Raw genomic sequence first — 14356 nt, forward strand, 5'->3', positions numbered from 1 at the left:
GTATGCACTCCAATTCCAATGGACACCCCGGCCCGCAGTTGGCCGGTTCGCCCGGCGCGGGCCATGCTGGTGGTGGTCACCCTGGCGGTCATCCCCTGGGCCATCCCGGCGGCATGCCGAAGACGCTCCCGAACGGTGCGCCCCCGGTGCGCCTCATCGCCTGGGAGATCACCCGCCGCTGCAACCTGGCCTGCAAGCACTGCCGCGCCGAGGCCCACTTCGAGCCCTATCCTGGCGAGCTGACCAACGCCCAGGCCAAGGCCCTCATCGACACCTTCCCCGAGGTAGGCAACCCCATCATCATCTTCACGGGCGGCGAGCCGCTCATGCGCCCGGACTGGGACGATCTGGTGTCCTACGCCAACGACAAGGGCCTGCGCTGCGTCATGGCTCCCAACGGCACGCTGATCACCGCCGAGATAGCCCATCGCATGAAGGAAGTGGGCATCCAGCGCTGCTCCATCTCCATCGACGGCCCGGACGCCGCCACCCACGACGAGTTCCGGGGCGAGAAGGGCGCTTTCGAGCAGGCCCTGCGCGGCATCCAGTACCTGAAGGACGCGGGCATAGAGTTCCAGATCAACTCCACGGTCACGAAGTCCAACCTGCACAACTTCAAGCACATCTTCAAGCTGGCCGAGCAGCTGGGCGCGAGCGCCTGGCACATCTTCCTCCTGGTGCCCACGGGGCGCGGCGCGGACATCCTGGCCCAGGTGATCACCGCCGAAGAGTATGAAACCGTGCTCAACTGGTTCTATGACTTCCGCAAGACCACCAAAATGCAGCTCAAGGCCACCTGCGCCCCGCACTACTTCCGCGTGATGCGTCAGCGCGCCAAGGCCGAGGGCGTGGCCGTGACGCCCGACACCTTCGGCCTGGACGCCATGAGCCGGGGATGCCTTGGCGGCATCGGGTTCTGCTTCATCTCGCATTCTGGCATGGTGCAGCCCTGCGGCTACCTGGACCTGGACTGCGGCAACGTGCTGGAGACGCCGTTTCCGGAGATTTGGGCCAATACCATGTGGTTCAAGAAGTTCCGCGACCAGAAAGCCTACGAGGGCAAATGCGGCCCCTGCGAATACCACAAGGTCTGCGGCGGCTGCCGAGCCCGCGCCTACACCATGAGCGGCGACCCCATGAAGCCCGAGCCGCTGTGCAGCTACGAGCCCAAGCGGAGCGGCGCGAAATAGGCGCACGAACCGGAACTGAAGCTTCCGATGGCCGGGGCCGCACATGCGGTCCCGGCTTTTTTGGTGTGAGGCTGCTGGGCGGTCCCGGACAGTCCGGAGAGCGCCGGACATCCCGGAGCAGCCCGAGAGTAGCCCGACAGAGAGCCCAGAGCGGTCCTGAACAGTCCCAGTAGCCCCGGATAACCCCAGAGCAGCCCGGAGAGCGCCCCGAGCAGCCCAGGGCGGGAGCAGAGTGGCGCACTCCCAATCAGGATGAAACGCTTCCCGGCGGGGGAAAACCCGGCTGCGCGGCTCGCCTTTCCGCTCTTTTATTTGAGAAGGCGACACGGTAAGGGAGCACTGAGCACAGGCTCTTCAGTGCAGGACGGCATGAATAAATCAAAGAAATATCTCGCTTTGCTCGTGGTTCTGGTTCTCGCCGGTGCTGGTGGCGCGTTCTATAAGTACTACAGCGAGCGTCTGCATTATCTCGATCATCACGGTTTCAGGCACGAACCCACCACGGAGTACGATCTTTCACTTGGCTTTCGTCTCAGGAAAAACGTTTCGATGAACGGATTCCGGCACAACGCGCAGGGCTTCATCGGGCCTGATTTCCAGCAGCGCAAGCCGGAGGGTACGTTCAGGATATTCTGCCTGGGCGGCTCCACGACCCTTGGCGCGGGCGTTGAAACCGACGCCCATGCCTATCCTGCGATTCTCCAGGCGATGTTCGACACCATGCAGAAGGGTGCGTCAAAGCGCATCGAGGTCATAAACGCCGGGGTTTTCGGCTACAGGTCGCTTCATACGTCACTTCTGGTTTCGAGGCTGTTGGATGACTACCAGCCTGACATGTTCATCGTCATGGACGGGTTGAACGATCTCGATGCGGCCAAGGCCCTGACCTTGCCCCAGTTGTGCAAGGCTGCCGGAAAGACAGACGGCGGTAAGGTCGAAGGGTATGGCCTCCAGAGTATCGAAGAGAAATTCGAGCTGGTGGGGTACAGGGACAATATCCGCAAAGTGATCGATCACGCCAAGGCCAGGGGGATTCAGGTCGTCCTGGTGAGCGACCCGATGCGCGTCGGCGAGGACGGGAAGGCGCGGCTCTCCGGAGACAATACGGAGTTTGCGGCGTTGCTGGCATTTGGCCGGGCGGTCCTGCCGGAAATCAATGCGTCGTTGGCGCATACGGGCGGCGTGTCTTTCGTAAATGCTCAGGCGACATTCGACGCGATGCTGGCAAGTCCGGAAGCGGTCAGGAGGGCGTGGGCAGATGACCTGCACCTGACCCGCTACGGTTATTATCTCCTGGCCAGGGATGTATACCTGCGCCTCCTGGCCATGCCTGCCTTCGTGGAGGCGGTCGGCGCCGGAAGTCCGCCCGTTCCCGGGGAGTTGGACGCGCGGTTTCCCGAGTTTGTCCTGTGGCGGCCCTCGGACGGCATGGGTTGGGCCAAGGACCGGGACGTGGTCGAAAGTGGCGGGATAACTGCCGTCAATACCCGGGATTCCAAGCCGAACGGGGATGGCTGGAGTTGTTTCACTCCGGCGGACCCGGCGTTTCCGGGCGAGATTGACCTGGGGAACGCCGTGGCCGGGCGGTTCCGGGTGTATCCGCGCATCCAGAGCATGCGCGATGGAGTGGGCGTCTACCTGGTGTTCCCCGATGGAGAGCGCAAACTCCTCTTTGAGCAGAAGAAGCTGGCTGAAGACGGATTGTGGACTCCGGAAACCGCCTGGTACGCGGTGGACGTGCCTCAATGTGGGCAATGCCGGATCGTGGTTCGCCTGACTGGCGAGAATGCCCAGCTGTGGCATAAGGCCGGAGCGATCCTGTTCACGGGCGGATAAGTTGCGAGCTGTGCCGCCTCCTGCCCCGGCAGGGTGATGGCGTGAGCGGTCGGCTTTGCTCCGAACCGGGGCCGTCGCCGCGCCAAGCTGCGCGTGACATCCGCCTGACCATCGGGTATCCCTGACGCCATGGACGCATACGACCGCAAGATTCTGGACATCATCCAGTCGAGTTATCCCATCTCCGCCCGGCCTTACGCCGACGTGGGCGCGCAGGTGGGCCTGACCGAGGCCGAGGTGCTGGCCCGGGTGCGCGCGCTCAAGCAGAGCGGCGTGATCCGGCGCATCGGCGCCAACTTCCAGTCCAACAAGCTGGGCTGGCAGTCCACCCTGTGCGCCGCGCGCGTGCCGGAGGACCAGATCGAGGCCTTCGTGGCCGAGGTCAACCGCCATCCCAACGTCACCCACAACTATCTGCGGCAACACACCTTCAATGTCTGGTTCACCTACGTTGGCCCATCCATGGAGGCGGTGCGCGAGGCCCTGGCCGAGATAAGCCGCAAGACGGGCATCTCGGTCTTGAACCTGCCTGCCGAGAAGCTGTTCAAGATCAAGGTCGATTTCGCCATGGGGGACTCCTGATGATACTCTCCCCGTCGCTGCTCTCGTGCGATTTCGGGCGTCTGGCAGAGGAGCTGGCCGCCCTGGAGGCCGCAGGCCTGGAGTGGGTGCACTGGGACGTGATGGACGGCATGTTCGTGCCCAACATCACCCTGGGGCCGCTCATCGTGAAGGCGCTGCGCAAGCGCTCCAAGCTCTTTTTCGACGTGCACCTGATGATCGAGAAGCCCGAGCGCTACCTGCACGAGTTCGTGGACGCCGGGGCCGACCTGGTCTGCGTGCACGCCGAGGCCACCGTGCATCTTGAGCGCGCCGTGGCCGAGATCGCCCGCCTGGGCGCGAAGCCCGCCGTGGCCCTGAACCCGGCCACGCCGCTCTCCGCCGTGGAATACCTGCTGCCCCAGCTGTCCATGGTGCTGGTGATGAGCGTGAACCCAGGCTTCGGCGGACAGTCCTTCATCCCCTTCAGCATCGAGAAGGTGCGCCGCCTGCGGGCCATGATCGACGAGCAGAACCTGTCCACGCTGATCCAGCTGGACGGCGGCGTCACCGTGGAGAACTGCGCGCAGCTGGTCGAGGCGGGTGCGGACGTGCTGGTGTCGGGCTCAGCCTTCTTCTCCCATCCTCCCTACGACGAGCGGCATCTGGCTTTTCAGGAAGCGGCGGGGCAGTCCGCGCGGTGACCGCCCTTGAGAGGCGTATCCGGCAGCATTTTTCGGACACTTTCGGCTTATCAGGCGAAGCGGTGCAAAGGCTGACCGAGGCCACCAGGACCTCGCTGGCCGACGGCATCAGTCTGCTGGTGCGCGCGGGCGACGCCCAGGACGCAAACGGCGTGGCCCATTGGGCGCACAGCCTCAAGGGCAACCTCCTGAACGCGGGCCTGCGCGAACTGGCCGCCGTGGCCACGGACATGGAGCAGCAGGCGCTCTCGGGTGTGATTCCCCCCCTGAGGGGGCGGCTTGAGGCCGTGGAGGCGGATCTGGACGACTTTCTGGCCGGGGTGGCCGCGCGGGGCTGAGCGGTCCCGCAGGTCCGGCCTTCGTTTCCCGATGCCGAGCTTTCCGGCATCGTCCGGGAGAGCGTCAAGACACCCGTCTCATCGCCCGCCAGAGCTCCGGGCGAGGCACTAGCCAAGCATCCCTGGCCGTGGTAAGAGGCGCGGGCTTCCATTCCTCCTACGGTGGACTCCAAGTGAACCATTCTCGCATCTTTGTTGCTGGCCACAAAGGCCTGGTGGGATCAGCCGTGGTCCGGGCGCTTGAAAGCCGAGGCAACGTCGAGGTCATCACCCGTGACCGCGCACAGCTGGACCTTACCGATCAGGCGGGCGTGCGCCGGTTCATGGCCGAGGTCCGCCCCCAGGCGGTGGTCCTGGCTGCGGCCAAGGTCGGCGGCATCCGCGCCAACGACGCCTACCCCGCCGAATTCATCTGGAACAACTGCATCATCCAGTGCAACGTCATCGACTCCGCCTACCGCTGCGGCGTCGAGAAACTGCTGTTTCTGGGCTCGTCCTGCATCTATCCCAAGTTCGCGCCTCAACCCATGCGCGAGGAGCACCTGCTCACCAGCGAACTGGAGCCCACCAACCAGTGGTACGCCGTGGCCAAGATCGCGGGCATCAAGACTTGCCAGGCATACCGCCGCCAGTACGGGTTCGACGCCGTGAGCCTCATGCCCACCAATCTTTATGGCCCGGGCGACAACTTCGACACCGTTAACTCCCACGTGCTGCCCGCGCTCTTGCGCCGCTTCCACGAGGCCAAGCTGTCCGGCGCGTCCAGCGTGACCGTGTGGGGCACGGGCAACGCCCGCCGCGAGTTCCTGCACGTGGACGACTGCGCCCAGGCCATCCTGTGGTGCCTGGCCAACTACCAGGGCGAGGACTTCCTCAACGTGGGCACCGGCCAGGACGTGACCATCCGCGAACTGGCCGAGACCGTGGCCCGCGTGACCGGCTTCACCGGGGAGCTTCTGTTCGACGCAACCAAGCCCGACGGCACGCCGCGAAAGCTCCTGGACGTGTCGCGCCTGCGCGAGCTTGGCTGGCAGGCCAGCATCCCCCTGGAGCAGGGCATCGCCGACACCTATCGCTGGTTCCTGGAGCACCAGGACTCCCTGCGTACCGAACCCCGCTTCGACGGGAAATAAAGACGGATTCATGCGCTTCAAATCAATCGTACTGGTGAGCCACGTCACGGACCTCTCCGGCCCCTCCGAGGCTGTTGAGAACTACCTGAAGACCCGCTCGGACAAGCTCGGGGTCATCTACCACCCCTTCCACTACTGCGCGGACCGCCGCTCCCGCCTGAAAGAGTACAGGCAGGGACAGCTGAAACGCGAAGTCAGCCAGGGCGGTTGGAACCTGCCGCCGCTTTTGACCTACGTGAAGGACGCGGTGTTCTCGCTCTTGTATTTCCTGCGCCTGGGCGCGAAGTTCGACGTATATCTTGGGGCCGACCCCCTGAACACCGTGGTGGGCGTGCTGCTCAAGTGGCTTGGGCTCACCAACTTCGTGATCTTCTACACCATCGACTGGATGCCCGAGCGCTTCTCCAACAAATACCTGAACGCCGTGTACCACTGGCTGGACCGCTTCTGCGTGCGCCATTGCGACGCGGCATGGAACATCTCGCCGCGCATCCAGGAGGTGCGCCGCTCCCAGGGGCTGCCCGATTCGCGCAACATCCTGGTGCCCGTGGGCGTTGACCTGGAAAAGATCGACCTGCCCGACAAGTCCGGAAAGGAACCCAGCGAGCTGGTGCTTCTTGGCGCGCTGGCTCCCTCCAAGGGCGTGGACATGGTCATCGAGGCCTTCCCCAGCCTGAAGGAGCGCTTCCCGCAGCTGACGCTCCATGTGATCGGCAAGACCCCACACGACGCCGTGGAGGACGGGGTGGTCTACCAGCCCTACGAGCCGCGCCTGGCCGCGCTGGGAACGGGCGTGGTGCTGCACGGGGCAAGGCCCCACGACGAGGTCCTGGCCATGCTGCCCGGCTACGACATCGCCCTGGCGCTCTATAAACCCTCGCCCAACAACCTCTCCCAGTGGGCGGACCCAAGCCGCGTGAAGGACTATCTGGCCTGCGGCCTGCCCACGATCATCACCCCCGTGCCGGAGATCCACAAGGACATCCGCACCCTGGAGGCTGGCATCGTGGTGGACTACGCAGTGGAGCCTTTGGCCGAGGCCATTGGCCGTCTGCTGGCCGACCCCGGCCTGTGGCGCGCCATGCGCGAGAACGCGCTGCGGTACATGGATTCCTATGCCTGGAGCGCAATCCTGGACCGGGTGTTCGACGAGTCCTTCCAGGGCAGGGCGTGATTTCGGGCTGCGCGATGCGCCAACACGGTTTCGCAGGGCGTGGGTTCCTGGACGCGCGCGCCCAGGTGATCCAGGTGCTTCCGTTGTGTGCCGTGACCTCCCGGTTCCTGCCGCACGCTCCTGAACGCGTCCCTGCAAGGTCCGCCCGGTGAAAAAGCCGCTTCCCCTGGCCGCGTTGGCCGCTGCCGCCACGGTCGTCGCCCTGGCGCTCCTATCCTTTGCGGGGGTGCTGTCTCGTCCCGGTCTGGTGGGCCATACATGGGACTGGGGCATTCCCAGCTTTGCCGAGCAGTTCCGCTCCATGGCCGAGCACCACTTCTCCACCTGGGACTCCTACTTCGAGACCGGGCGCTACCACTACTTCAAGCTGGAGCTGCTCTACTGGCAGCTGATAACCCCCCTGGCCGTCATCGGCGGGGAGTGGATGTCCAAGCTGTTGCCGCTCGTATTCGTCACGGCATCGGGGCTGGCCATGCTGCCCCTGGCCCGCAGGCTCGGCCTTAACTGGTTCTATGCCACCCTGGCCGCGCTGTTCTACGCCTTCTCGCCCTACACCTACAGCCGGGTGGTGGCCGGGCACATGCCCATGCTGGCCGGGTTCGCGCTCATCCCGCTTCTGCTGCTGGCGTATTTCAATCTGGTGCGGGCCATCCGGGAGCAGGGGCGCATATCCGCGCGCCTGGTCATCGTGTGCGGGCTCATTCTCGGCCTTACCTCGCTGCACCCAAGCGTTGGCGTGGGCTCGGCGGCCATGCTCGGCATCCTGAGCCTGTACTTTCTGGCCAAAGGCCCTGGCCGGGGCAGGCTCACAGTAGCTGTTGGTCTGGTGCTCACCCTGGCCATGCTCATGAACATCCACTTCATGGCCCCGTTTTTGGCCGATTACCTGGGCAAGGGAGCCATCCGCCACGGCTGGGGGCTGTCGGCTTCGGCCAAGGGCGACGTCACCGTGGATACGGAACTCCCCATGCGCGAGGGCTTCCACCAGTCCACCAGCCAGCCGGTGGACGCGGTCATCCGCCTGGACCTGCGCCCCGGCATGGACACCGAGTACGCCTTCCCTGCGCCGGGGGGACTGCGCGTGCCCTGGGTGGGGGCGTCGCTCACGCTGGCCGGGCTGGCCCTGTGTTCGTTCCTGGCCCGGCGCGGACGCCCCGAGGTCCAGGGTCTGTTCTTGGTGGCCGTGGTTGGCGTGCTTTTGGTGTGCGGGTCGCGCACGGCCTTCGGCTTCGCCTTCTACCAGTGGCTGCTCAAGGGCTTCGTGCCCATCCTCTTTGCCGCGTTCTCCAACACCACCCGCTGGTTGCCGCTGATCGTCACGGCCTATGCGCTGCTGGCCTTCCAGCTGCCCCAGGCCTGGGAGGAGCGCGGCGCAAAGCGCGCGTGGCTCCTGCGCGCGGCCATGCTGCTGGTCGTGCTCCTGTTCATCTCGCCGTATCTTGGCCAGAAGCTCCTGGACAACTCGCCCAAGGACCAAGTGCCCCAGCCCCTGGCCCTCAAGCACACGCCCATCCACTCCGAGGACGCGGCGGTGTACTCCTTCCTGCGCGACCAGCGCGCGGGCTTCCGCGTGGCCTACCTGCCGCCTGTCGGCATCAGCTGGCCCGGCGATTCGCCCTACGGCTACGAGTGGTCCTCGGCCTATTCGCCCAAGCCCTTCTTCCTGGCCTTCTACAACAACCCCCTGGGCAACGAGATCATAAAGACCATGTACGCCGAGCAGCCCAGCCCCCGCCTGGACCGTCTGTTCGGGCTGGCCTCGGTGAAGTACCTCGTCTACCCGCACGACGAGTTCTTCATCTCCTACCAGGATTTCCAGCCCGCCTACCGGGGCGAGCCGGTTGTGGACGGCTTCAAGAACTACAAGCCCGTGCTGGACCGCACCCTGGCCCTGCAAAAGGGGCTGGTGCCGGTGAAGCGCTTCGACACCGTGGACGTGTACCGCAACCCCCTGGCCGCGCCCTACGTGCTGGCCGCCAACCAGTTGCTGGCAGTGGCCGACGCCTCGGGCGACGGGGCTGATCTGGTGGCGGCGTCGCTGCCGGACGTGGCGGGCCTGGACATGTACCGGCCCGGACAGGCGCTCGTCTCCGCAGGGGACGACCCGCGCTTTCTGGAGCTCCTCACGCGGGTGATGGGCCAGGAGCGCACGCGGGCCTTCCTTTCGGACCGCACCGGCAAGCGTCAGGCGCTCCTGTATCTGGGGCGCGAGTACGCGGCCCCGGCCCTGGAGTTCCGCAGGCTCGGCCCCACGGCCTGCCTGGTGCGCCTCTCGGGCGTGACCGAGGGCTTTCCGCTCCTGTTCCAGGAGACCTTCCACACCGGGTGGCGCGCCTACGTCATGCCCGTGCCCGCCCCGGCCCAGACGCTTCCCGCCGCGCTCCTGGATCAGTACCGCGTGTTCAAGGACAACGAGGACGATCAGGCCGCCCCGGACGAGCTGAAGGATTTCGTGGCGCGCGGCTTCGTGAGCACCCTGGGCGACGGCGCGCCGCAGTCGCGCACGGTGTACCGGTACGGCCCCGGCGGCAAGGTGGTCGGCGAGAAGGCCAAGCCCTTCACCGTGGATTTCGTGTCCAAGCGCTTCCTGACCAGCCTGCAGAACGACAACCTGCCGCGCCCGGCGCTGCGGGCCGCCTGGAGCGAGGGTTCGCTCGACCCCGTGGGCGCGGACCAGCCGGGCTTCGACCCGCTCTCGCCCGCCTCCTGGAAGGCCACGGGCGCGCAGGAGGGCAGGGCCATGTCTTGGCCGGAGATGCTGCACTGGCAGGCCAGCGGCTTCGCCAACTCCTGGTGGATCGACCCGGAGGTCCTGAAGAGCCTGGGGCCGGACGCCACCCGCTATGTGCGGCCCAACCCGGCTGGCGGCATCGACCTGGAGATACTGATCGAGTTTCGGCCCCAGCGCTTCTACCTGCTGGGCCTTGCTGCGTCCGGCCTGACCGTGTCCGCCTGCCTGCTGGCCCTGGCGCTTATGACAGTGCGTTCCTTCCTGTCGGCAAGGAGGGCGCGTGGCTAGGCTGGGCATCATTCCCGAGGAGAACCCGCGCTGGCCCTGGACCATGGGCCTGACGCTCTTTGGCGCGCTGACGGCCCTGGCCTGCATGCGCTATCTGGCGCTGCGCTCCACGGTGTTCGATCTGGGCGTGTTCGTGTGCAACCTGTCGGCCATGAGCCAGGGCGGCGAATGGTGGCGGGCGCTCAACGGCCACATTCAGCCGGTGCTCTGGGCCTATTCCTGGCTCATAAGCCCGCTGCCGGACTGGCTTGCGCCTCTTGGCCTCATGGTGGCCCAGGCCTTCATGCTCTGCCTGCCCCTGCCGTTTTTGGCCCGGCGCTACGGGGCCTTCACCGCCCTGGCCTATTTCGCCAGCTTCGCGGTGTGGCACAACGGCCTGTTCGATTTCCACCCGGACCATCTGGCCATCCCCATCGGCTTCTGGTTCTTCTTCCTGGTGGAGGACGACAACCCCTGGGGGGCGGCCTTCGCGGCGCTGTGCCTGTGCCTCATCAAGGAGACCTTCGCCATCCAGGCGGCGGCCTGCGGCATCTACCTGGCCTTCCAGCGCCGGGGCGGCGTGGCCGGGACGGTGGTCTTTTTCGCGGGGCTCATCTGGTTCTGGCTGGCAACGGCCAAGCTGATCCCGTTCTTCACCATGGACGCCGGCGTGGGCGTGTCCGCCGGGGCCTTCGCCTGGATCGGCGGCGGCTCGGTGCTGGGCAAGCTCTGGTTCGTCATCACGCATCCGTTCACGGCTTTGGCCAATATCTTCGGAGACTTCAAAAAAATAAGATATTTGGGCGCGCTGCTGGGTTCCGTGGCCTTCCTGCCGCTTTTGAGCCCCGGCCCGCTGGTGGTGGCGCTGCCCGTGGTGGCTTTGTCGCTTCTGTCCACGCGCCCGGATTATTTCTCCATCACCAACCACTACACGGCCGGGCTGGTGGCTCCGCTCATCGTGGCGTTCGCCCAGGCCATGCCCGTGGCCAGGGAGCTGGTGCAGTCGCGCCGCAGCCGCCTGGACCGCTGGGCGGGCGTGCTGTTCCTGGTGCTGCTGGCCGGACACATCGTACTTTCGCCGTCGCCCCTGTCGGTGCACTTCTGGCGTGCGGGCGGCTTCTCCGGCTACTGGCCGGACTCGCGCGACACCCGCATCATCCGGGCCATGGAGACGCTCCTGCCGGACGACCCGTCCGTGGTGGTCATCACCCAGAACAGCCTGAACTGGGGCAAGGCCGTCAGCCGCGACTTCTCCAACAGCTTCCCCATGGCCGTGTTCGAGCCGCACCACGCCCAGAATTCCGGCTCGGCCACCTTCCGGGACTTCCGGCGCTTCATAGCCACCGGTGAGAAGCCGGTGTTCCCGGTGACCCAGAGCCTGGCCGAGTACGTGGTGCTGGACTTGAAGCGCCCCTGGTTCGTGGTGGACAAGGGCTGCGAGTGGAAGGACGGCGTCTGCCGCGACCAGGCCCTGGCGGCGGTGTTCAGGGAAAACCTGGAGCAGACGTTGCGGCTGTTCGAGACCGTGGTGGAGGACGACGGCTTCATGATCCTCAAGCGCAGGCCCCAATGATGCTCCGTTTGTTCGTCCTCCTTGTGCTGGCTGTCATGGGCATCGCAGACCCATCTGCCGCCCAGAAGCTCACCGAAACCAAAAACCTGCCCCTGCCCCCGGCGCTCTGGGCGGGCGGGGCGTCCGCCGTTGGTGGCCAGCTTATGGCGCGGGTGGCCATGCGTAAGGTGAAATACGCCAGAGTGCTTTCGCAGCGCGCCCTGGCACTGCCCGAGGCGGCCATTGCGTGGCCCGTTTCGCAAGTGCCGGGCGGGGTGCGCCGCCTGGAGCTGGCCGGGTCGGATTCGGCTCTCAAACTGTCCGATTTCAACGAAGCCCGCCTGGACTACCTGACGGACTCCCCGGACCAGCCCGGATGCCTGGGGTTCGTGGTCGAGCTTTCCGGCAACGGCGAGCGGGCCGTGTTCGTATCCGACCCGTTGGAGACCGTGGACCACCTCACGCCGCAGTGGGCCGACGGAGCGGGGCGCGAGTCCATCCCCGTTGCCAGCGCCTCCTGGACCGGAAAAGGCCTGCGTTATCAGCTCTCGCGCCTGCTGGACCGCGCGCCCGACGACCTGTGGCGCACCTCCCAGGACGGGTTGTCCACCTTCCTGCAGCGCCGCTTCAACAAGCCCGTGCAGGAGCTTGGAGCCATCGACGTGGTGCTGCTGCGCGGCCAGGAGGTCCAGGTGAACGCCGTGGTGGCCCTGGATCCGGGAAGCCGGTCGCGCACGGTTCTGGACTGGTACGCGCTGCCCAAGCGCTTCTTCGACCTGGGCGACGGGCGCACCATCCTGCGCCTCTACGTGGGACGCCACCTGCGCGAGATCGCGCCGGGACGCTCCGGCGTGCTGCTCAAAGAGCTCTCGCTCATGTTTTTCAAGCAGAACGTGGGGGACGTGGAGCGCGACCGCAACGTGGAGAAGATCCTATTCGTGCCCACCGGCCTGGACGGGGAGCTTCTGGCACAGGGCCTGCCCCGCAACCTCCCGGCCAGGGCCAGGGAGGTGTTCGCCGGGCGAGGCGAGCTGGCCGCCAACCTCCAGGCGCTGGGTCAAGCCCCCTGGAAGGGCATGGCCCTGACCCGGTTCAGCGTGGTGCAGTCGCCCCAAAATCCCCAGGGAGCCCAGACCGGTCAACCTTTCCGGCAAGTGCTGGAATCCGCGCGTCTGGCCAACGTGGCCCCGCGCCGCGACGTTCCGGCCATCGTGGCCGCCATGGCCGAGCGCTGCGCGAGTTTCGGCGCGGCCTGCGACGTGGAGGCAGCGGACGGGCTCGTCAGCCAGGCGCCGCTGTGGAGCCTGGACTTCCAGGCCCTTGCTGGCTCCGGGAACGGCTCCGGCGCGGCGGTGCATCCGGCGCTTACCGGTAACTTGATCACTTCACCTGGGCGGCTTTCCTTCGCCAGCGCGCTGGACGGGCTGAGCGTAGAATCGGCCAGCGGCTCGCTGGTGCTGGAGACCGGCGCGGCCTTCCTGCCGTCGGCGAACACGCGCTACAGCCTGTGGCTGGAACTTGGGCGGGAGCGCCAGGGGCTGGCCTCCGTGGTGGCCGAGGCCTACGGCCCGGACAAGAGCGTTCGCGTAGCCGTGAAACCAGGGTTCCCCGCGATCTTTCCCGAAATGCCTTCCCGCGTGGACGGGGTGCGCCTGCATTTCACGGCCTCGGGCCAGGAGATGCCGGAAATGTCGGTCACGCTGCGCCGGGCCGCCCTGAACGCCCTGACCACAGACGCCCCGCCTCAGAGCGTGTTCACCGCCCAGACTCTGTTCGACGAGGCCCAGGCCTTGACCCCCGTGAGCCTGGGCGAGTCCCGCCTGAAGCTCGCGCCGTCGGGACCGCTCTTTACGCCCCAGTGGCTCATCCTGGATCTGACCACCACACACTGGACCGTGAAGGACCGGCCCGCGCACCTGGAACTCACTGTTGGCGGCAGGTCCACGACGCTGCCCCTGCCGGGCGCGGCGTCCAGAGTGGCCGTGTATCTTCCTCAGTTTTTGGGGACGCTTCCCAGCGGCGCGTCCTGGCCGGAGATCATCCTGGCGCTCTCCGGCGGCGCGCAGGGAGCAGGGCTCGAGTGCTCCCGCGCGGTGCTGTCCGGCCAGCGTCTGGCCACGTGGCCGCAGGTGCTTGGGGGCGAGGCTCTCCTGCAACTGGCCGGGGAAGAGCGGGCACTTGCCGGGCTGGACGCCTCTGGCGCAGCCGCCATGGCTGTCAGCGCCCACTGGCTCCTCATGGGAGGGGCCAACCTGCCCGAGGGGACGGCCCCTGCGCGTTTCGTCAGAAACCCCTGGCTTGAGGTGGAGGCGCTGCTTCTGGCTGATGCCTCCGGCCCTAAACTTTCGAGCCTTGGCCGCGACGATCAGGCCCGGAAATCGGGAACGGCTGGCGCCGCGTCCAAGGCGGGCAAGTGGCTGGCCGGTCTGGGCGTTCTCCTGGTGGGGCTGGCTGGCTGGCGCATGGCGCGCCGCGCCGGGCATGGGAAGCTTGCTCGCATAGCAGATTGGCTGCGAGGAGACGGCGCAGCGCGCCCCGCCGCGAAGCGCGCCTGGGTCTGGTCCGGGCTTCTGGCCCTGGTGCTGGCCTGTCGTTTCCTGCTTGGACCGGAGATCTTCCGCGCCGTGGCGCTCGTGGGCACGGTGCTGGCGGTGCCGGTCTGGCGCGCCCTCAGGCCCTGGCTTGCAGCCAAGGCCCCCGGCCTTGCCAAGAGCGCCACGGTTCATTATTGCACGGGCTTCCTGGCGGCGGCGGTCATGGCCACTGCGCTGCGGCTGCTGGGAGCCGCGCCCCTGTCCGAACTGCTGGGCCTTGGCGGCCTTTGGCTCTTCCTGGCCGCCCTTGCCTCCCAAACGCCTTGCAGCCCCACCACGCGTGAATAAAGCCGGGAG

10 protein-coding genes are annotated in these 14356 nt (G+C 66.6%); all 10 read left to right on the forward strand.

The annotated features are described in order from the left end of the window. Positions 1-2 precede the first annotated feature (2 nt). The 10 genes from ahbD to G453_RS0118920 all read left to right on the forward strand — a co-directional run bounded on the left by ahbD (position 3) and on the right by G453_RS0118920 (position 14347). Positions 3-1190: a heme b synthase gene (gene ahbD / locus G453_RS0118875; protein ID WP_027192287.1), complete on the forward strand. Its 1188-nt coding sequence runs from the start codon at positions 3-5 to the stop codon at positions 1188-1190. A 369-nt stretch (positions 1191-1559) separates the two neighbouring features. After that, positions 1560-3026 (forward strand): SGNH/GDSL hydrolase family protein, encoded by a 1467-nt coding sequence (locus tag G453_RS0118880; protein ID WP_027192288.1) that lies wholly within the window; start codon positions 1560-1562, stop codon positions 3024-3026. Positions 3027-3155: 129 nt separating this feature from the next. Further along, positions 3156-3608, forward strand: a complete 453-nt coding sequence (ahbA, locus tag G453_RS0118885) for a siroheme decarboxylase subunit alpha (RefSeq protein ID WP_027192289.1) — start codon at positions 3156-3158, stop codon at positions 3606-3608. After that, positions 3608-4270: a ribulose-phosphate 3-epimerase gene (rpe, locus tag G453_RS0118890; RefSeq protein ID WP_027192290.1), complete on the forward strand. Its 663-nt coding sequence runs from the start codon at positions 3608-3610 to the stop codon at positions 4268-4270. The genes ahbA and rpe overlap by 1 nt, the downstream gene beginning before the upstream one ends. A gap of 62 nt (positions 4271-4332) precedes the next feature. Then, positions 4333-4608 (forward strand): Hpt domain-containing protein, encoded by a 276-nt coding sequence (locus G453_RS28520; protein ID WP_169725370.1) that lies wholly within the window; start codon positions 4333-4335, stop codon positions 4606-4608. Between the two features lie 173 nt (positions 4609-4781). Further along, entirely contained in the window at positions 4782-5741 is a 960-nt protein-coding gene (gene fcl / locus G453_RS0118900) for a GDP-L-fucose synthase (protein WP_027192291.1), read from the forward strand. Between the two features lie 10 nt (positions 5742-5751). Next, positions 5752-6915 (forward strand): glycosyltransferase, encoded by a 1164-nt coding sequence (locus G453_RS0118905; protein ID WP_027192292.1) that lies wholly within the window; start codon positions 5752-5754, stop codon positions 6913-6915. A gap of 148 nt (positions 6916-7063) precedes the next feature. After that, positions 7064-9934 carry a hypothetical protein gene (locus tag G453_RS25245; RefSeq protein ID WP_051272629.1) on the forward strand — a complete coding sequence of 957 codons (2871 nt, stop codon included), beginning with the start codon at positions 7064-7066 and terminating at the stop codon, positions 9932-9934. Continuing rightward, positions 9927-11486 carry a DUF2079 domain-containing protein gene (locus G453_RS25250; protein ID WP_043646778.1) on the forward strand — a complete coding sequence of 520 codons (1560 nt, stop codon included), beginning with the start codon at positions 9927-9929 and terminating at the stop codon, positions 11484-11486. The genes G453_RS25245 and G453_RS25250 overlap by 8 nt, the downstream gene beginning before the upstream one ends. Beyond that, the gene (locus G453_RS0118920) at positions 11483-14347 is read left to right on the forward strand and encodes a hypothetical protein (protein ID WP_043646438.1); all 2865 of its coding nucleotides are present in this window, start codon (positions 11483-11485) and stop codon (positions 14345-14347) included. Before G453_RS25250 ends, G453_RS0118920 begins: the two co-directional genes overlap by 4 nt. Positions 14348-14356 lie beyond the last annotated feature (9 nt).

Origin of the sequence: Fundidesulfovibrio putealis DSM 16056, assembly GCF_000429325.1 — a bacterium.
In the GTDB taxonomy this organism is placed as follows: domain Bacteria; phylum Desulfobacterota; class Desulfovibrionia; order Desulfovibrionales; family Desulfovibrionaceae; genus Fundidesulfovibrio; species Fundidesulfovibrio putealis.

Coding starts and splice junctions, on each gene's coding strand:
- G453_RS0118905 (WP_027192292.1), top strand. CDS start 5,752: ATGCGCTTCAAATCAATCGTACTGGTGAGCCACGTCACGGACCTCTCC.
- rpe (WP_027192290.1), top strand. CDS start 3,608: ATGATACTCTCCCCGTCGCTGCTCTCGTGCGATTTCGGGCGTCTGGCA.
- ahbA (WP_027192289.1), top strand. CDS start 3,156: ATGGACGCATACGACCGCAAGATTCTGGACATCATCCAGTCGAGTTAT.
- ahbD (WP_027192287.1), top strand. CDS start 3: ATGCACTCCAATTCCAATGGACACCCCGGCCCGCAGTTGGCCGGTTCG.
- G453_RS0118920 (WP_043646438.1), top strand. CDS start 11,483: ATGATGCTCCGTTTGTTCGTCCTCCTTGTGCTGGCTGTCATGGGCATC.
- G453_RS0118880 (WP_027192288.1), top strand. CDS start 1,560: ATGAATAAATCAAAGAAATATCTCGCTTTGCTCGTGGTTCTGGTTCTC.